This window comes from Paenibacillus sp. JCM 18996 (assembly GCF_055392555.1).
Genome location: NZ_AP043884.1, coordinates 771876 through 789439 on the forward strand (window position 1 = coordinate 771876; position 17564 = coordinate 789439).

Annotated in this window: 13 protein-coding genes and 1 pseudogene; 12 read left to right on the plus strand and 2 right to left on the minus strand. The window is 51.2% G+C overall.

Annotated elements, in window-relative coordinates:
• Positions 1 to 35: 35 nt before the first annotated feature.
• The 7 genes and pseudogenes from lepB to ACZ5N7_RS03780 all read left to right on the plus strand — a co-directional run bounded on the left by lepB (position 36) and on the right by ACZ5N7_RS03780 (position 7711).
• A complete protein-coding gene (gene lepB, locus ACZ5N7_RS03750; RefSeq protein ID WP_464657531.1) occupies positions 36 to 614 on the plus strand; it encodes a signal peptidase I in 579 nt (192 codons plus the stop codon).
• Between the two features lie 51 nt (positions 615 to 665).
• Positions 666 to 1562 carry a ribosome biogenesis GTPase YlqF gene (ylqF, locus tag ACZ5N7_RS03755; RefSeq protein ID WP_464657533.1) on the plus strand — a complete coding sequence of 299 codons (897 nt, stop codon included), beginning with the start codon at positions 666 to 668 and terminating at the stop codon, positions 1560 to 1562.
• Between the two features lie 150 nt (positions 1563 to 1712).
• A pseudogene (locus ACZ5N7_RS03760) lies at positions 1713 to 2345 on the plus strand (ribonuclease HII); the annotation flags it as partial.
• 59 nt (positions 2346 to 2404) lie between these two features.
• Complete coding sequence (locus ACZ5N7_RS03765; RefSeq protein ID WP_464657535.1) at positions 2405 to 4651, plus strand: DNA polymerase III subunit gamma/tau domain-containing protein; 2247 nt, start codon at positions 2405 to 2407, stop codon at positions 4649 to 4651.
• The gene (locus tag ACZ5N7_RS03770; RefSeq protein WP_464657537.1) at positions 4648 to 4956 is read left to right on the plus strand and encodes an EscU/YscU/HrcU family type III secretion system export apparatus switch protein; all 309 of its coding nucleotides are present in this window, start codon (positions 4648 to 4650) and stop codon (positions 4954 to 4956) included. The genes ACZ5N7_RS03765 and ACZ5N7_RS03770 overlap by 4 nt, the downstream gene beginning before the upstream one ends.
• Entirely contained in the window at positions 4953 to 5330 is a 378-nt protein-coding gene (locus ACZ5N7_RS03775) for a YraN family protein (RefSeq protein WP_464657539.1), read from the plus strand. The genes ACZ5N7_RS03770 and ACZ5N7_RS03775 overlap by 4 nt, the downstream gene beginning before the upstream one ends.
• A gap of 224 nt (positions 5331 to 5554) precedes the next feature.
• Positions 5555 to 7711 carry a hypothetical protein gene (locus ACZ5N7_RS03780; RefSeq protein WP_464657541.1) on the plus strand — a complete coding sequence of 719 codons (2157 nt, stop codon included), beginning with the start codon at positions 5555 to 5557 and terminating at the stop codon, positions 7709 to 7711.
• A 331-nt stretch (positions 7712 to 8042) separates the two neighbouring features.
• Here the strand turns inward: ACZ5N7_RS03780 and ACZ5N7_RS03785 are convergent, their stop codons facing one another.
• Positions 8043 to 9587: a YifB family Mg chelatase-like AAA ATPase gene (locus ACZ5N7_RS03785; protein ID WP_464657543.1), complete on the minus strand. Its 1545-nt coding sequence runs from the start codon at positions 9585 to 9587 to the stop codon at positions 8043 to 8045.
• 176 nt (positions 9588 to 9763) lie between these two features.
• On the opposite strand from ACZ5N7_RS03785, the gene ACZ5N7_RS03790 reads away from it, so the two are divergent.
• Complete coding sequence (locus ACZ5N7_RS03790) at positions 9764 to 10021, plus strand: hypothetical protein (protein ID WP_464657545.1); 258 nt, start codon at positions 9764 to 9766, stop codon at positions 10019 to 10021.
• Positions 10022 to 10117: 96 nt separating this feature from the next.
• Here ACZ5N7_RS03790 and ACZ5N7_RS03795 read toward each other — a convergent pair whose 3' ends face one another.
• On the minus strand, positions 10118 to 11686 hold the full coding sequence (locus tag ACZ5N7_RS03795; RefSeq protein ID WP_464657547.1) for an IS1182 family transposase: 1569 nt from the start codon (positions 11684 to 11686) through the stop codon (positions 10118 to 10120).
• 408 nt (positions 11687 to 12094) lie between these two features.
• Here ACZ5N7_RS03795 and sucC point away from each other — a divergent pair, with 408 nt between their 5' ends.
• The 4 genes from sucC (at position 12095) to topA (ending at position 17524) form a co-directional block, all read left to right on the plus strand.
• On the plus strand, positions 12095 to 13255 hold the full coding sequence (gene sucC / locus ACZ5N7_RS03800) for an ADP-forming succinate--CoA ligase subunit beta (protein ID WP_464657549.1): 1161 nt from the start codon (positions 12095 to 12097) through the stop codon (positions 13253 to 13255).
• Between the two features lie 31 nt (positions 13256 to 13286).
• Positions 13287 to 14219: a succinate--CoA ligase subunit alpha gene (gene sucD / locus ACZ5N7_RS03805; RefSeq protein WP_464657551.1), complete on the plus strand. Its 933-nt coding sequence runs from the start codon at positions 13287 to 13289 to the stop codon at positions 14217 to 14219.
• Between the two features lie 183 nt (positions 14220 to 14402).
• The gene (dprA, locus tag ACZ5N7_RS03810) at positions 14403 to 15380 is read left to right on the plus strand and encodes a DNA-processing protein DprA (RefSeq protein WP_464659132.1); all 978 of its coding nucleotides are present in this window, start codon (positions 14403 to 14405) and stop codon (positions 15378 to 15380) included.
• A gap of 41 nt (positions 15381 to 15421) precedes the next feature.
• Entirely contained in the window at positions 15422 to 17524 is a 2103-nt protein-coding gene (topA, locus tag ACZ5N7_RS03815; RefSeq protein ID WP_464657552.1) for a type I DNA topoisomerase, read from the plus strand.
• The last annotated feature ends 40 nt before the right edge of the window (positions 17525 to 17564 follow it).

Sequence of the window (17564 nt, forward strand, 5' to 3'; positions counted from 1 at the left end):
TGTAAAGATTTTTAATAAGCGAGAGGGATGGATTCATGGGGCAGGAACAAGCTGCAGAACAGAAAAGCACAATAAAAAGTGAAGCATGGGAATGGATCAAGGCTCTCCTGATCGCTGCCGCACTAGTGTTCATAATCCGCTGGTTCGTTTTTGCTCCATTTATCGTGGACGGACCTTCGATGGAGCCTAACTTTTATACGGCGGAAAGGCTGATTGTGAACAAATTCATTTTATCGGTGCGCAAGCCGCAACGGGGAGAAGTCATCGTCTTTCACGCGACCAAAGATAAGGATTATATAAAGAGAGTCATTGCATTGCCGGGGGAAACCGTTCGAGTCGACGGAGACAAGGTCTATATCAACGGCGCCCAGCTGGACGAGCCTTATTTGAAGGAAGCTTTGGATGAAGCGTCGAAAAACGGGAGACCCTACAATTCAACGAACTTTGCGGAAGCCAAAGTGCCGGAAGGCAAAATTTTCGTAATGGGAGACAACCGCTCCAATTCCCTGGACAGTCGTTCTTCGATGGTTGGGTTTGTCTCTTATGGCCAGATCGTCGGCCGGGCCGACTTGATTTTCTGGCCGCTTGAAAAGTTCGGATGGGTGCGCAAATAGTATAAACGGCCGATAACTTCAAGATGCCCGTATAAAAGATGAGGTGTGTGCATGACGATTCAATGGTTTCCGGGACATATGACCCGTGCGAAACGGCAGATCCAGGAAAAGCTTAAGCTGATCGACATGGCGATTGAACTGCTCGATGCGCGTGTGCCCGTTTCAAGCCGCAATCCGATGATTGATGAAATTTTACAGGGCAAGCCTCGGCTTGTCCTTTTGAATAAGTTCGATTTGGCCGATCCCGAGGTTACCCGCGAATGGGTGGACTATTTTGCGGAAAAGGGCCTGGAGGCTCTTCCAATCGATGCGGTTTCCGGCGGGCAGGTGAAAGAGATCATCCCCCGTTCGAAGAAGCTTTTGGCGGAGAAGATCAACAAGCAGATAAGCAAAGGGATTAACCCCAGGGCCCTCAGGGCTCTGATCGTGGGCATTCCCAATGTCGGCAAATCGACGCTGATCAACCGGATGGCAGGGCGCAAAATCGCGGCTACGGGCGACAAGCCGGGCGTCACGAAAGGACAGCAATGGATTAAGGTTGGAACTGAAATGGAGCTGCTCGACACTCCGGGTATTCTGTGGCCCAAGTTCGAGGACCAGAATGTGGGCTTGCGCCTCGCCGCGATCGGTTCCATCCGCGAGGAAATCCTTCATCCCGAGGATATCGCCTTCTTCGTCGTCCGCTATCTGCTTCAAACTTACGGTTTCTCTATCCAGGAGCGCTTCGGCATAGATGTGAAGGTGGAAGATCCGTCGGACACGGACGAAATCGTTAAAGTGATGGAGGCGGTTGGCCGCAAAAGAGGCGCTTTGATGAGCGGAGGCCGCGTCGATCTGGAAAAAGCGTCGATGGTCATCCTGCGCGATCTGCGTGCCGGGAAGCTGGGCAGAATCTCCCTGGAGCGGCCGGACGGCTCTATTTTGGAAGGCTTGGATAAACAGGAATAAAGCAGGGAAGTGCGTGAATTCCATTCATGGCTTCTTTTTTTTGCTTATTTTGAAATCTATGAATCCTGCGGAAACGGTAGAAGGGGGCATAGGGATAAGGTATAATGAGAGAATCAACGATTTTAAAAGCAAGGACAACGGGCTAATACAGCCGGGAGGTACCCTTTAATGCTGGATTATGAACAAGACCTCTGGAGGCAGGGGTTTACCGCAATAGCGGGAGTAGATGAAGTGGGCAGGGGCTGTCTTTTCGGGGATGTTGTCGCTTCGGCGGTGATCCTTCCGGAAAGTTTTACGCTGGACGAGATTAACGATTCCAAGAAGCTGTCCGCCAAGAAACGGGAACAATTGTACGAGGTGATCATGGAGCAAGCTGTGTGCGTCGGCGTAGGCGTCGTCGATGTGCTCACTATAGAACGGATCAACATCAAGCAGGCGGCGCGGCTGGCGATGAAGCAAGCGGTGGAAGGTTTGCGGATAAAGCCGGAGTATTTGCTGGTCGACGCGGAAAAGGTGGATGTGCCGATCCGGCAGCTGGCGATTATACACGGGGATTCGCTTAGCCAGTCGATTGCAGCGGCGTCCATCATCGCGAAGGTGACGCGGGACCGCCTGTGTCTTCAGTGGGATCGGCAGTATCCCCAGTATGGAATTGCGATACATAAAGGCTACGCCACCAGGCAGCACAGGGAGAAAATTATCGAGTTCGGAGCTACGCCGCTTCACAGAAAGCTGTTTATCCGCAATTTGTTGATGGAGCAGGAGCAGCTGGAGCTATTTTAGAAAAAGGAGTACAGGAGCGCTGCTGTTCTGCCGATAAATCGGTGAAGGGGAGGTGTCGGATGAGCATCAATATGAACGGGATTTTGCGGGGACTGATCGGGGATTCTGCGCCGGGCGATGCCAAAACGTTTGAATTGAAGCCGGGTCAGATTGTAAAAGGGACCGTGCTGCAAGTGAGCGGCGACCAGGAAGCACTGGTGAATATAAACGGCATAGTGGTGAAAGCCCGGTTGGAGACGCCGCTTCAACCCGGACAGGTTACCACGCTGCAGGTTCAGCCTGAGACAACGGCAGGCGGCCAAATTGTGTTGAAGCCGCTGCAGCAGTCTGAGGGCCGGATCGCTGACGATTCCTTGGCTGATCTTATCAAGAACATGGGGCTCAAAGATCTGCCCGCCATCCGAGAGATTATTCAGACGCTCCATCAGTCCGGAATTCCCTTGTCCAAAGAGACGGTGCAGCAGATCCAGCAATTGGCACGGCAGCTTCCGCAGGAAATGCCTGTCAAGGACATGCTCGAGGCGGCCGTTATGGCGCTCGGCAGAGGACTGCCGCTTACGCAAGCCACAGTCACTGCTATTCATCAGGCTGTTGCCGGGCAGCCGCTGCATGAAACGCTGAGAAACCTCAGCGAGCAGGTGGAAGCGGTGTTCAAAGACGGCAAGCCGGTTGCTGAAAGCATCCGTAGGCCGATGGAATTGCTGCAGACCGTGCTGCGGCAGATTGCACAGGCTTCTACTGAAGGAGCTTCTTCACACGGGGAAGCTTCGGCAGATTGGAGGATAGCGGGATCGTCGCCTGACGAGCTGCCAGGCAGTGAGGTCATGCAGGCGGCAGAAGAGGCCTCAGCGGGAGGGCCTGCTGCGGAGCAACGTGGCGGCACTGCAGGTTTAGGGAGTGAGGCGGAAGTTGTAAGCGACGGCAATGGCGTTAGGGCTGGAGGTACAGCAGCAGCGGAAGGTGCTCCTGGCGAGAAAGCCGGTGCTGTGAAGGGCTCGTTTGAAGCAGCGACCGCGAATGCAGATACGAATGTGAAGGACAGCCTGGTGAAAACGGCTAGCTCGAGCCTTGCGCCTGCGCCACAGGGGCCTCAAGGCACGGCGGATGTCGGGGAATCGGGGAGCAGGGCCGCCACTACGGGTCCTCAAGCTCCTGCGGCGTATGGAGCCACTGCAAGTCTCGACGCTTCCGAGTACCAGGGGGACTCTGCCAGCCTTGCAGCTGGCAAGGACGCTGATGCTTCCGAACTGTCGACTGCGATTGTTGCCAGGTCGGGTTCATTCAAAGCAGGCAAAAATACGGATCTTGTTACCGAGCGGATTAGGCTTTCCTCAGGCGCTAATACGGTTGAAGCACAAGTTGACCATCCATCCGCAGAACAACATAGCTCAAATCCGTCTCTCACGGCTTCTATTAATTCCGCTGCCGCCCCGTCAAACTCGGTTGATTCCGGTATCACGGCGGACCGTGCGGCCCCGAACGGGCAGCGAGCGGCAATTGCCGGACAAGGTTCCGGTTCGGAAGATGTGCAAGCTTCCTACAATTCCTCCAGGGAACAGGCTGGTTGGATCGAGCGCATCCTGAAGGCTGTCGGTCTGGACCATGAACAGCGGGTAAGCCGTCTCCCCGAGTCCGCCATGCCGCCGGCCAGGACGACAGCGGAAGGAAGCTCTTATTCCGGCGCTGCAGCAATCCCGTTAGCGGGTTCGGATGCGGATACGAAGTCAGTGACGGAAACGTTAAAAAGCGCTCTGCTGATACTGGCTTCTTCCGACGATACTGCACCAGCTTTAAAAGAAGCTTCGCAGCAAGCGCTGCAGCAGGTGACGGGCCAACAGCTTCTGCTTAGAACGGATCGCTCCGCTCTCTTTTCGCATATGACGCTGTTTATCCCTTTCGTTAATGACAGCGGCCGGCAGACAGCCGCTGTTCATATTCAGTCCCGGAAGGGAAACCGGGGTGAGCTTGATTCCGAAAACTGCAGGCTGCTGTTTGATTTGAGGATGCATTCAATGGGTGACACGCTTGTCGACGTACAGGTGGTCAATAAAATCGTAAGCCTGCAAATTCATAACGACCATCCTGCGGCAACTACTGTGTTGGAAAGCTTCAGGGAAGAGATCTCGCAAGGGCTGCAGACCGGCGGGTACCAGCTTCTCTCATTGAAAAGCGGACCTTATCCGGAGCCGTCCTACGCTAACGAAGGCAGTCGCAACGACCACGGAGCGAATGAAGAAGAGAGGTATACGATCGACAAATCCAGGTTCTTTACGAAGCCTTACAAAGGTGTGGATCTTAAAATATGAAGGACAATGGCAAACAGGCGGCGACGGCGGCCGTCAAGAAAGCGGTGGCGCTTAAATATGCTCCGGAACATGAAAGCGCGCCGAAGGTTACAGCTAAAGGAAAAGGGATGACTGCGGAACAGATCATCCAAAAAGCCAGGGTCCATGGAGTGCCGATCCAGGAGGATCCCTCTTTGGTGGAGGTGCTGTCCAAGCTGGATCTTAACCAGGAAATTCCGCCGGAGCTGTATCATCTGGTGGCGGAAGTGCTGGCTTTTCTTTACAAGTCAGACCGCAGAATCCAGCAAGCCGGGCGGCCTTTATGAAGTCTTCCAAGCCGGACGGACGCAAGCGTTTGGGCACGCTCGGAGAAGATGCGGCGGCTGCGTATTTGCAAGAACAACAGTATCTTGTTGTCGATCGCAATTGGCGCTGCAGGAGCGGCGAAATCGATCTGGTTGCCGACAAGGACGGCCTGCTTGTCTTCGTAGAGGTCAGATCGAGGAGGAACACCGGCCGTTTCGGTACACCGCGGGAATCGGTCAATGCGGCCAAGCAGCTCCAGGTCCGCCAGACCGTACAATATTATTTGACGGTCAAAGGGATGCACGAGCGGCAAGTCCGCTTTGATGTCATTGGAGTACACTTCAGCAAAGAGGGTTTGTTTGAAGGCATCGACCATGTGCAGAACGCATTTTAAACCTGGATACGGAATGGAATGTCAGCCGGCTCAAGCAGTTCGGCTTTTTTTCAATATCCTCATTTTCCTTCATATAAAATTCATAAACCGGAAGGAGAAGGCATCCTTCAAAGCGAATAGTAATGCAGGATTCTATTTTCGGCTGCGGCGGATGAAGAGCAACCCATATACGCCGTTTTTACCGGAACGTATGAGATCGCCAAATGATAGGGGAGAAAAGCAGAATGAACCATTTTACCAGAAAAAAGCTTATGTTGGGCTTGGCTGCCGTTTTGTGCCTGACCTGTTTGCCGGAAGTGACGTCAGCTGCCTCGATGGATTCGATAGACAGCTCCATCCGGATGCTGGAGGCTCCGTCCCTTGGCCGTGTCCAGATCTCAAAGAACAGCTATTTCGAGCTCAAAGAGGCGCATCTTCTTTCGGACACTGGGCAGAGTGCAGTTACGTTCACGGTATCCGTGCATAACGGAGAGGCGTCTGACCTGATGTTCATCAACTATTGGATAAGGCTCAGCACCAAGTCAGGCAGCCAATTTTCTGTGAAAACGCTGCCAAGCGATAAAGACAAAAACCGGATCGCCCCGCAAACTACAGAGAATCTTCATTTCTACTCTTATGTAAACGATTCCACCAGCTTGTCCGATCTTTTGTTCCAATTCGTTAAGTGGGATTTCAGTTCTTACAATTATGAAAATAACATTGGAGAAATTTCCGTCAGCGACGAGTTTTCGGAAATTACGCCGGCTGGCAGCGGGCGTCTGCTGCAGATTGGCGGCACTGCGGTCAAAACGAATGTCAAGAAGCTGTTGATGAACAAAAATGAGCAGACTTATTTACCGGCAGTCATATTGCAGTTCGAGAACGCCGGCGGCAGGAATGCCGTAATTCCACCGTATCAGTTCGCGATCCGCACGACGGAAGGCTATATGTATCCGTTGGAGGCCAAGGGGCTCAAGGATCTTACTATAAACCCCCGGGTTACCAAAGAGCTGGAGCTCACCGGATCCGTTCCTGTTTCCGTCAGTCCTGACGGGTGGCAGCTGATCATGCTGGATTCGGTCTCGATCGACAACAGCGTAAAAATAAATGTGCCGGTCGCACAGTATCAGCTTCCTAACGTAAGCGTGACGGAGAATGTGTCCTTGGGCAAGGAGTACAGTTTTTCGGATAAAGCGGGTGTGTACAATGTCAAGCTGAATGCACTGTATCGTTTGCCGTGGGAGGACCAGGACATCGTAACCGCTGATTTGTCCTTGTCGAATAAGGGGACGGATTCTTTGCCGATCCCCGACTTGACAGGATATTTTGAGCTGGATGGAGCGGTAAAGGTGGATGCCAAGCTTGTAAGAACCGACAAGGTGATAGGCCTTTCTCCAGATCAATCGGCAAGTCTGCAAATAATGGGCAAAATACCTTATACAAATACTTTTAAAACGGTAAGGCTTGTCCTGCAGGAAAAAGAAAATCCCGACAAAACGATCGATTTGCTGGAATTCTCTCACAGCTCCGAGCTAATGGCCATTCCTTATATCGGCAAAGGCGAGAAGTATACCACCCGGAGCATTGGACGCCTGGCGGCGTATATGCCTAAAGCCGTCAACACCTACAAAGGCGATTCAGCCGACGTGTATTCCGTTTCCCTGCAGATCGAAAACCTGGAAAAACGTTATGCAGACGTCACCAAACTTACAGCGCTCTTGAAAGCGCCGGACGGCTCCGTATTTCCTGCTGCGATAGCGGAAATCAAATCCAAAATCGGCCCCAAAAGCAAAGCGCTTCTTAATATTTGGTCCACGATTCCGAAAGACTATCCGACGGATGCAATGCGCCTAATCATAGGCGAATCGGTTGCGGATAACAAGCTTGCCGGAAAAGAAGCCAAGGTCGACGGCTATGTGAACGCGGTTGAATATTGGCTGCCTTCTGAGGATGCAGGCGTAAAACAGGATTTGAACAAGGTTGCGATCTTTCCTTATACCTTCACATTGGGCAAAATCAATACCTGGCTCGACCGCGAGGGGGTGAAGCTGATTTTTAACTATGAAGTCACGAAGAATCTGTCAGCTGAAACCAACGTCGACGGACATAAGCTGGTCCTGAGCCTGGAGGATGAGAAAGGAAGCATTAATTTCACCAAAGAATTTAGTTTGAAGGATCTCGAACCTAAAACGGGAGACGAAACCGCCTCGTCCTCGGCTTTCTCTTCAGATAAGTTGAAACTAGGTAAGGAAGAAGGCTATAAGATTGCCGTTAAAGATCCCAGTCTCATATTCAAGCTGGAAACGCTGAAAACCTACAATTTGAAGCTTTATGACCAATATCAGGGCCAAATGAAGCTTCTGGCTGTAAAGAAAATCGACTGGTTCTCGACAACCGATTAAAAAAATGGGCTGCTTCAAGAAGCAGAAGAAATCTGCTGGCAGGAAGCAGCCTCTGTCTGTCTTAGCTAAAATGAGTATAATTACAGGTCGCTCAACATCTGGATCAGCAAAAACGGCAAGGTCCCAATCGACACCAGTGCAAACCCGAATCCTTTAAAAATCGCCGCGATAGCATTCATTAGTAATCCCTCCTTATTTTGTGTCCGTTTTGTGACACACTCCAATCATAAAGCTTTCTCCGCCAAAAACATTAAAATAAGATGAGTTTTACATAAAATTATTTATACCAGCGATCTTATTGCGGACGGCAAATTATTTGCAGGCGGTTATGCTAAAGGTCGATTTTATGGTCAAAGCTCCGATATTGGACCGCTTCGGCTATATGCTGAGTGCTTATTGTACCGCCGCCTTCAAGATCCGCTATCGTACGTGCGATTTTCAGAATCCGGTCATGGGCGCGTACGCTTAATCCTAATGCGTCAAATGTTTGCAGCAGCAGTTCCTCCGCATCGGGCGCCATCTCGCAAAATGTTCTCAGCATTCTTCCTGTAAGTTCACCGTTGAACTCCACCGCCGAATATTTGTATCTTTCCGTCTGGATTGTATGGGCCGCCTCGACGGAGGCGTACATTTCTGCGGAGGAGAGCTGCTTCTCCCGTGTTTTCAGCTCGTCATATTCCATCCGGGGAACTTCTACATGCAGATCCATCCGGTCAAGCAGCGGCCCCGAGATTTTGGAGCGGTACTGCAGGATTTTGGCCAGCGAGCAGGTACACCTCCGGATTACGGTTTCAGAGCCGCGGTAACCGCAAGGACAGGGGTTCATCGATGCGGCAAAGATAAAGTGGGAGGGGAAAGTATACACCGCCCTCGCCCTGGATATGGTGACCTGCCGGTCTTCCAGCGGCTGACGGAGCACTTCCAGCACATTCCGGGAAAATTCCGGAAGTTCATCTAGAAACAACACGCCTCTGTGAGCCAGGCTGGCTTCTCCCGGCTTTGGGATCGAACCGCCGCCTACGAGCCCCGCTGCCGAGGTGGTATGGTGAGGCGAACGGAAGGGCCGGCTTTGGATCAACTGGGCTTTGATTTGGCTGAGCTTGCCCGCTGCGCTGTAAATCCTTGTCACTTCCAGCGCCTCCTTCTCCGAAAGAGGGGAGAGGATAGAGGGAAGACGTTTAATGAGCATCGTCTTGCCTGTGCCCGGCGGGCCAATAAGCAGGATATTGTGCATCCCGGCCGCCGCAATGGTCAATGCTCTCTTCACATGATGCTGGCCCCGCACGTCCGAATAGTCCTCTTCGTTGTGTGAGCCGGCAGGAGAATATACTAAAGGACGCGAATATTTCGAGTCATTAAATATAATTTCCTGCTCCATACCGGCAGCGAGCTGCTTTAAATGTTGAAGGCCGCATACTGCCATTCCCTCAACCAATGAAGCTTCCCCTTCATTTTCTTTCGGCACGATGACTTTCGCGATCCCTCTTGATTTGGCTTGCGCGACCATGGAAAGAACACCCGGCACAGGCCGCAGCGAACCGTCCAAGGCTAGTTCTCCCAAGATCAGGCTCTGTTCCAGCTCAGCCCCCTTGATTTGTCCGCTTGTCAGCAGTATGCCGATGGCTATGGCCAAGTCGAAGGCGGAGCCTTCCTTGCGCAAATCGGCTGGGGCAAGGTTCACTGTGATCCGTTCCAAGGGGAATTTGTAGCCGCAATTTTTCATCGCCGCCCTTACCCTGTCAATGGATTCCCGGATGGCCGAATCGGGCAAGCCGACTATACTTGTCTGGGGCAAGCCGCTGCTCAGGTCGATTTCCACTTCGATCAGGCAGCCGTCGATACCGTGGAGGCAAGCGCTGAATACTTTTCCGTACACCAAAAAACACCTCTATTCTAAGGAATGATGCATTCCATAGACAAAAGGTGCTTCCTTATTGCCATCGCATTGGTTTAGATCTCTTTGCTCTTACAATAAAGATGCCGGCCGGTTTTGTCAACGCCTTGGAGATAAAAATGGCTCGGCTGGAGATACTAGCGCCAAGAGGTGATAAAATGGAGGAAAAACCGTATTATTGTCCTGACTGCCGTTCCAACCGTGTAAAATTCAGCGTGATAACCAGTTATTCGCAAAAGTTTCTCAAGAACGCGGTTACCGGGGCCATCGAGGAGTACTACAATCCCGAGCAGGTGGAAGCGCCGGAATTAAAGATCCAATGCTCTGTCTGCGGCTTTGTCGGCAATGAAATGAGATTCATCAAGCAGGCTGAACGGCAGCCTCGTACGCAGACGATCACAAACTCCTTTGTTTGACGGACAAGAGCTAAACTGACAAGAGGCTGTCCCAAAAGTAAACTTTGGAACGCCCTCAGCGACAAAACATGTTGAAATAAAGAATAAACCAAGGAGCTAAGCGGATTGTAGACGCTTAGCTCCTTGGTTTTTGGCGTCCACCGCTGCTTTCTTGAGCAGATTGTGGGCGAGGGAAAGCCACCCGACCTCCAGACTTACTTTCGGTAAGCCTCGAAGCAGGAACCTTTTGAAACCTCGGTTATTCTTCATATCGCCAAACACGGGCTCCGGCTCGATCATGCGCCTCACTGCCAGGGCATAGCCTTCTTCGCTGCGGAGCTTTTGACTGGCTTGGTTCTTTAGCCGCAAATACTTCATGCTAACTTTGATCTCGCGATCACCTTGGGCTTTCGTACACTGCGGCTTCAGCGGACAGCCCTCACAACCGGCACTTCGGTAGTGACGGTATTCGATTTCGTATCCACTTTCCGTTTTCTCCTTGCTCAATCTGCGGAAATGGAGCGTTTGCCCCGCCGCGCATGTCCACGTATCTTGCTCGCTGTTATAGGTCCAGTTGTCGATCTTGCTAATGTCCTTTTGCCATGCCTTGCTTTTTTCACGGTGATAAGTGCTGTATTTGACGATGGCACTGATTTCGTTCTGCTCCAAGTAGTCATAATTCTCTTCACCGCCATAGCCCGCATCGGCGATGACGTTGTTTGGCAGCTTACCTAACTGCGATTTTACTTTTTCGAGATGAGGGATGAGACAGCGCGTATCAGTAGGTCGCTGGTGCACACTGTAGCCGACAATGAATTGATGTTCGGTGCCGATCTGCACATTGTAGCCCGGCTTAAGCTGGCCGTTTCGCATGTGATCTTCTTTCATTCGCATGAAGGTCGCGTCATGGTCTGTCTTACTGTAGCTGTTTCTCGCGCCTAAAATTTTTTCCTGTGCCTCGTACTTATGGAGGCGAGGAAGCAAGTCCTTGCGGAGGATGCGCACCGCTTTCTTTAGCGGCTTGTCTTTTGGCTTCTCCTGCAGGCGCTCCTCCAATTGCTTGACGGCATGCTCCAGCTTTTCACTCGTGATGGCGGAGGACTCGCCCAACTCGCGAAGATCCTGGCCCCCGTTCACTCCTTCTTCTTGCTTCTCGGCTTCCTCAATGGCGGCGAACAAGGTCTGCACTTTCTCCTGGAGCTTGGCCTTCTGCTTCACGACAGCCTTCCCCCAAACAAACGTATACCGGTTGGCATTGGCTTCGATCTTGGTGCCGTCCACAAAGTAGTGCTCCAGTTGCACGTAGTTCTCATCAGCCAGGAATTGAAGAACTGCGGTGAACACCGTTTCCAGTACGGTTTTCATTCGTTCCGAGCGAAATCGGTTGATGGTTCGGAAATCCGGACGTTGCCTGCCAGCGATCCACATAAACATAATGTTTTCGCGTACGGCCTTGGCGATCTGGCGAGAGGAGTAGATGCGCTGAGTGTAGGCGTAAATGATGATTTTGGTGAGCATCTTGGGGTGATAGCTGTCTCGTCCGCCCCCGGGGTAAGCCGCGTCGAAGATGGCGTCGTCCAGACGATTGACTGCAGCATTGACGACGCGAACGAGGTGATTTGCGGGAATATCCTCTTCTAAGTCCATTGGCAGGCAAAGTTGATCCATGGTATATTGAATGTACAAAGAAACCGTTCCTTTCGTAAATGGTGGGTGGTACTTCCATTTTAACAAAGAACGGTTTCTTTTTGTTTACAAAAAATGAGAGGCTTCCCTCAGTCATTTTTATGACTTGTTGGGACAGCCCCGTTGTATTTCCATGAAAATAATAAAAATCGGCAGGATTCTAGTTCTCAGAAAATTTAGAATATATAAAATTGTTATTTACGATAGAAAAAAAGAGGAAACTGTCGAGAAAAGATGGTACAATTAAACAGGTATGCTGGAAAAGCCCCAGGCTTTATAAGAATTCGCAGGGAAATTTTTGCAGTCCGCCGAATAGATTTAGGGTTGTTTTTCATCCTTGAATAACGTCGACAGGCGTTCTTCTTCGTTTTATTTTTGCAAGCTACTACTGTTGGGAGGATTTTGCAAATGAATATCCATGAGTATCAAGGCAAACAGGTACTGTCCCAGTACGGAGTCAAAGTACCCCAAGGCAAAGTGGCATTCACTGTGGATGAAGCGGTACAAGCCGCCAAAGATTTAGGCACATCCGTAGTTGTGGTCAAAGCGCAAATTCATGCGGGAGGCCGTGGCAAAGCGGGCGGCGTGAAGGTTGCCAAAAGTTTGGACGAAGTTCGTACATATGCCGAGCAGATTCTGGGGAAAGTGCTTGTCACTCACCAGACCGGTCCGGAAGGCAAAGAAGTGAAGCGTCTGCTCATCGAGCAGGGCTGCGACATTAAGAAAGAATACTACGTGGGTGTGGTCATCGACCGTGTCACCGGCCGTGTAGTCATGATGGCGTCCGAAGAGGGCGGCACGGAGATTGAAGAAGTGGCCGAGCGCACGCCTGAGAAAATTTTCAAAGAAGTAATTGATCCCGCCGTTGGTTTGCTGCCGTTCCAAGCCCGAAAGTTGGCTTATGCAATTAACATTCCTAACGAGCTGGTTAACAAAGCGGCTAAATTTATGATCGCCCTATATACTGCATTTGTGGATAAAGACTGCTCCATCGCAGAGATCAACCCGCTGGTCGTAACAGGCGACGGCGATGTAATGGCTCTCGACGCGAAGCTCAATTTCGACTCCAACGCATTGTTCCGCCACAAGGATATTCTGGAGCTGCGCGACCTGGATGAAGAAGACGACAAGGAAATCCAGGCTTCCAAATTTGACCTCAGCTATATCGCGTTGGACGGCAATATCGGATGCATGGTGAACGGCGCCGGTCTCGCCATGGCGACTATGGACATCATCAAGCACTACGGCGGAGACCCTGCCAACTTCCTTGACGTAGGCGGCGGCGCTACGGAGGAGAAAGTGACCGAAGCGTTCAAGATTATTCTTTCCGACAGCAAAGTAAAAGGAATCTTCGTGAACATTTTCGGCGGTATTATGCGCTGTGACGTCATCGCAAGCGGAGTCATCGAAGCGGCCAAGCAGGTGAAGCTTGATCGTCCCCTGGTTGTGCGCCTGGAAGGCACCAACGTTGATCTGGGCAAAAAGATGCTGAACGAGTCCGGCTTGAACATTGTCGCTGCGGATTCGATGGCGGACGGAGCCCAAAAAATCGTTGCTCTTGTGAAGTAAGGACAAATATTTCGGGGGATGTGAAAATAGAATGAGTATTTTGGTGAACAAGAATACAAAAGTCATTACTCAAGGAATCACCGGTTCCACAGGAATGTTTCACACAAAAGGCGGCCTGGACTACGGGACCCAAATGGTCGGCGGGGTAACGCCGGGAAAGGGCGGAACCAAGGTAGAGATTTCATTGGAGAACGGCACTACCGTTGAACTGCCCGTATTCAATACGGTAGAGCAAGCCAAGAAGGAAACCGGCGCGACAGCTTCCGTAATTTATGTTCCTCCGGCATTTGCCGCGGATTCCATCATCGAAGCGGTCGATGCGGATCTGGATCTGGTCATTTGTATCACCGAAGGCATTCCTGTCCTCGATATGGTGAAAGTCAAGCGTTATATGGAAGGCAAAAGAACCGTCCTGATCGGACCGAACTGCCCGGGCGTCATTACTCCAGGAGAGTGCAAAATCGGGATTATGCCGGGATACATTCACACTCCCGGCCATGTAGGAGTTGTTTCCCGCAGCGGAACCTTGACTTATGAAGCGGTTCATCAGCTCACTACCCGCGGAATCGGACAATCCTCTGCAGTAGGTATCGGCGGAGACCCGGTGAAGGGCTGCGAGTTCATCGACATCCTGAAAAGATTCAACGAAGATGAGGACACTTACGCGGTCATCATGATCGGCGAGATCGGCGGAGCTGCGGAAGAAGAAGCGGCTGAATGGATCAAAGCCAACATGAACAAGCCTGTGGTCGGATTTATCGGCGGTAAAACAGCGCCTGCCGGCAAAAGAATGGGACATGCCGGAGCGATCATTTCCGGAGGCAAAGGGACAGCCGCCGAGAAGGTGGCCACTCTTGAAGCATGCGGAATCCGCGTTGCCGCTACTCCATCCGAGATGGGTGCGACACTGGTAGCCGTTCTTGAGGAAAAAGGCCTGCTGGAGAAATGCGTCACCAAAAAATAATATTTTCTCAAAAGGTAAGCAACCTTTCATTTCCCTCAAGGGAATTGAAAGGTTTTTTTTTGAAAGGGGAATGGACAATGGAGGCAAGAGACGTAATATTCGGGGCACGAGCTGCCCGGGATCGGCTGGAAAACGATTTTAACCCTTATAAACGCTGTGGAGGATCTTCCTTCCCTATTGTGTATGTCTGCCGCACAGCTGAAGTCCTTTGGACTGCGGGAGGATAAAGCCAGAGTAGTGTCGGGACAGCTGAACGAGGAATTTATCCTCGAACGGCTGGGCTTATACAGGAAGGAAAGCGCTCAGATTATAACAATTTATGACGCTGATTATCCTCCCATTTTGAAGCAAGTTTCCCAGCCGCCGTGGATTTTGTATGCCCTAGGCCGAATGGAGCTGTTGGGAGAACCTTCTATCGGCATTGTCGGCACAAGGACACCCACCGCTTACGGCAAGAAGATGGCGGAGAGCCTGTCGTTTGAGCTGTCCCAAGCCGGTATGGCGGTGGTGAGCGGCTTGGCGCGCGGCATAGACACGGAAGCTCATCTTGGAGCGTTAAAAGGAAAGGCTGGAACGATCGCTGTGCTGGGCTGTCCCGTCGATCAGGTGTATCCGCCTGAAAACCTCTCATTATACAGGGATATCGCCGCGCAGGGTGTGCTCATTTCCGAATATCCGATAGGAACGAAGGTGCATCCGGGCCTTTTTCCGCTGAGAAACCGGATTATCGCAGGATTGAGCCTGGGAGTGCTTGTAGTGGAAGCGGCGGAAAGGAGCGGCTCTCTCATCACCGCAGATCAAGCCATGGAAGAATCGAGGGACGTATACGCCGTGCCCGGTCCCGCCACCTCGCCCAAAAGCAGGGGCACGCTGCAGCTCATCAAACAGGGAGCCAAGATGGTTACGGAAGCTGGCGACATTTTGGAGGAATACGGTTATGCATTACCTTCTCAAGAGGTGGAATCCTCCCGGCAAATTCACACTATTTTGACAAATGAGGAACAATTGGTATACGATTTAATACATTCGGAAATTCTTACATTTGATTCCTTATTGGAAACGACACGATTTGATTTTGGACATTTACATGCAGTTCTGTTATCGTTAATTTTAAAAAACAAGGCAAAATTACTGCCTGGTTCCGCATATACATCGATTTAACATAAACTTATTATTTTCGGTTTGGGAGGAAGGTTAGGCCTATGGCAGATTCTCTAGTCATTGTGGAATCACCCGCAAAAGCAAAAACCATCGGTAAATACTTAGGCAGCAAATACATCGTGAAAGCATCGATGGGGCACATCAGGGACCTTCCCAAAAGCCAAATTGGCGTAGAAGTCGATAAAAATTTCGAACCTAAATATATTACCATCCGTGGAAAAGGCTCCGTACTCAAAGAATTGAAAGACGCCAGGAAGAAAGTCAAAAAAGTATTTCTCGCGGCCGACCCGGACCGTGAAGGCGAAGCCATTGCCTGGCATCTGGCCCATTACCTGGAGCTGAATGAAGATGAGGCCTGCCGTGTCGTTTTTAACGAAATTACGAAGCAAGCGGTCAAGGACGCGTTCAAGACGCCGCGCAAAATCAACCAGGATCTTGTAAACGCTCAACAAGCCCGCAGAATTCTCGATCGTCTGGTCGGTTACAAAATCAGCCCTTTATTATGGAAGAAAGTGAAGAAAGGGCTGTCGGCGGGGCGGGTGCAGTCGGTTGCGTGCAAGCTCATTATCGACCGCGAAAATGAGATAAAGTCGTTTGAGCCTGAAGAATATTGGACGATTACGGCTCAATTGATCAGCAAAGGAAGTCAATTTGAGGCAAAATTTTATGGCATTAACGGTCAGAAGAAAGAGCTGCACAACGAGGCAGAGGTTAAAGACATCGTAGACCGTATCGCGAAAGCCGATTTTGTAGTGAGCGAAGTGAAGGAGAAAGAGCGGCAAAGGAACCCTTCTCCGCCGTTCATAACTTCCTCCCTGCAGCAGGAAGCCGCCAGGAAGCTCAACTTTCGCGCAGCCAAGACGATGTCTGTGGCCCAGCAGCTTTATGAGGGGATTGACCTCGGCAAAACAGAAGGCACTGTCGGCTTGATCACCTACATGCGTACCGACTCGACACGGATCTCGCCTGTTGCCCAGGAAGAAGCGAAGGAGTACATCCTGAACAAATACGGCGGCGGATTCTATCCGGAAACGCCGCGTGTTTATCTCAAGAAAAACGCCAACGCCCAGGACGCTCACGAAGCGATAAGGCCCAGTTCGGTTGGCAGGGAACCGGAGTCGGTGAAAGAGTATTTAAGCCGGGACCAGTTCCGGTTGTATAAACTCGTCTGGGAACGGTTCGTGTCAAGCCAAATGTCCTCCGCCATACTCGATACAATGACGGTCGATTTCACGGTAGCCGATACGACCTTCCGTTCTGTCGGATCGAAGCTTAAATTTGCTGGATTTATGAAGGTTTACGTTGAGGGCAGCGACGATGAAACGACGGATGATGAAAAGCTGCTGCCTCCTCTCAAACAGGGCGAGTCCATCAAGCAAAGCAAGCTAGATCCCAAGCAGCATTTCACCCAGCCGCCGCCCAGATATACGGAAGCACGCCTCGTAAAAGCTTTGGAGGAACTTGGAATCGGGCGGCCGAGCACTTATGCCCCTACCTTGGAAACGATCCAAAAGCGCGGATATGTGGCGATCGAAGAGAAAAAATTCGTCCCGACCGAATTGGGCGAGCTGGTCATTCAGCTGATGGTGGAGTTTTTCCCAGAAATCCTTGATGTCGAATTCACCGCTCATATGGAGGACGACCTTGATCATGTGGAAGAAGGGAAGGAAGATTGGGTAAAGGTTCTGGACTCTTTCTACCGATCGTTCGAGAAGCGGCTTGAAGTGGCGGAAGAAGAGATGAAGGAAATTGAAATCCAGGACGAAGTCTCAGATGAAGTGTGCGAAAAATGCGGCAAACCGCTGGTCTATAAAATGGGCCGGTTTGGCAAATTTCTGGCCTGTTCCGGATTTCCGGACTGCCGCAATACCAAACCGATCGTCAAGGACATCGGCGTCACATGCCCTTCCTGCGGAGAAGGACATATTATTGAACGAAGAAGCAGAAAAGGACGCATTTTCTACGGCTGCGACCGTTACCCTGAATGCGAGTTTGTTTCCTGGGATAAGCCGGTAGACAAACCTTGCCCTCATTGCGGTTCATATATGGTCGAGAAGCGGACGAAGAACGGTACCACTTATCAGTGCACACAGTGCAGCCATAAAGAAGAAGCGCAAGAGGAAGAAGCTCTGGATGAGATGTAGGATGAGCTGTGAAAGATGAAGCTTTGCTCCGCAAAGCTCA

Excerpts from the sequence above, each read along its gene's own strand:
- lepB (WP_464657531.1), top strand. The coding sequence starts at position 36 with ATGGGGCAGGAACAAGCTGCAGAACAGAAAAGCACAATAAAAAGTGAA.
- ylqF (WP_464657533.1), top strand. The coding sequence starts at position 666 with ATGACGATTCAATGGTTTCCGGGACATATGACCCGTGCGAAACGGCAG.
- ACZ5N7_RS03765 (WP_464657535.1), top strand. The coding sequence starts at position 2,405 with ATGAGCATCAATATGAACGGGATTTTGCGGGGACTGATCGGGGATTCT.
- ACZ5N7_RS03770 (WP_464657537.1), top strand. The coding sequence starts at position 4,648 with ATGAAGGACAATGGCAAACAGGCGGCGACGGCGGCCGTCAAGAAAGCG.
- ACZ5N7_RS03775 (WP_464657539.1), top strand. The coding sequence starts at position 4,953 with ATGAAGTCTTCCAAGCCGGACGGACGCAAGCGTTTGGGCACGCTCGGA.
- ACZ5N7_RS03780 (WP_464657541.1), top strand. The coding sequence starts at position 5,555 with ATGAACCATTTTACCAGAAAAAAGCTTATGTTGGGCTTGGCTGCCGTT.
- ACZ5N7_RS03790 (WP_464657545.1), top strand. The coding sequence starts at position 9,764 with ATGGAGGAAAAACCGTATTATTGTCCTGACTGCCGTTCCAACCGTGTA.
- sucC (WP_464657549.1), top strand. The coding sequence starts at position 12,095 with ATGAATATCCATGAGTATCAAGGCAAACAGGTACTGTCCCAGTACGGA.
- sucD (WP_464657551.1), top strand. The coding sequence starts at position 13,287 with ATGAGTATTTTGGTGAACAAGAATACAAAAGTCATTACTCAAGGAATC.
- dprA (WP_464659132.1), top strand. The coding sequence starts at position 14,403 with ATGTCTGCCGCACAGCTGAAGTCCTTTGGACTGCGGGAGGATAAAGCC.
- topA (WP_464657552.1), top strand. The coding sequence starts at position 15,422 with ATGGCAGATTCTCTAGTCATTGTGGAATCACCCGCAAAAGCAAAAACC.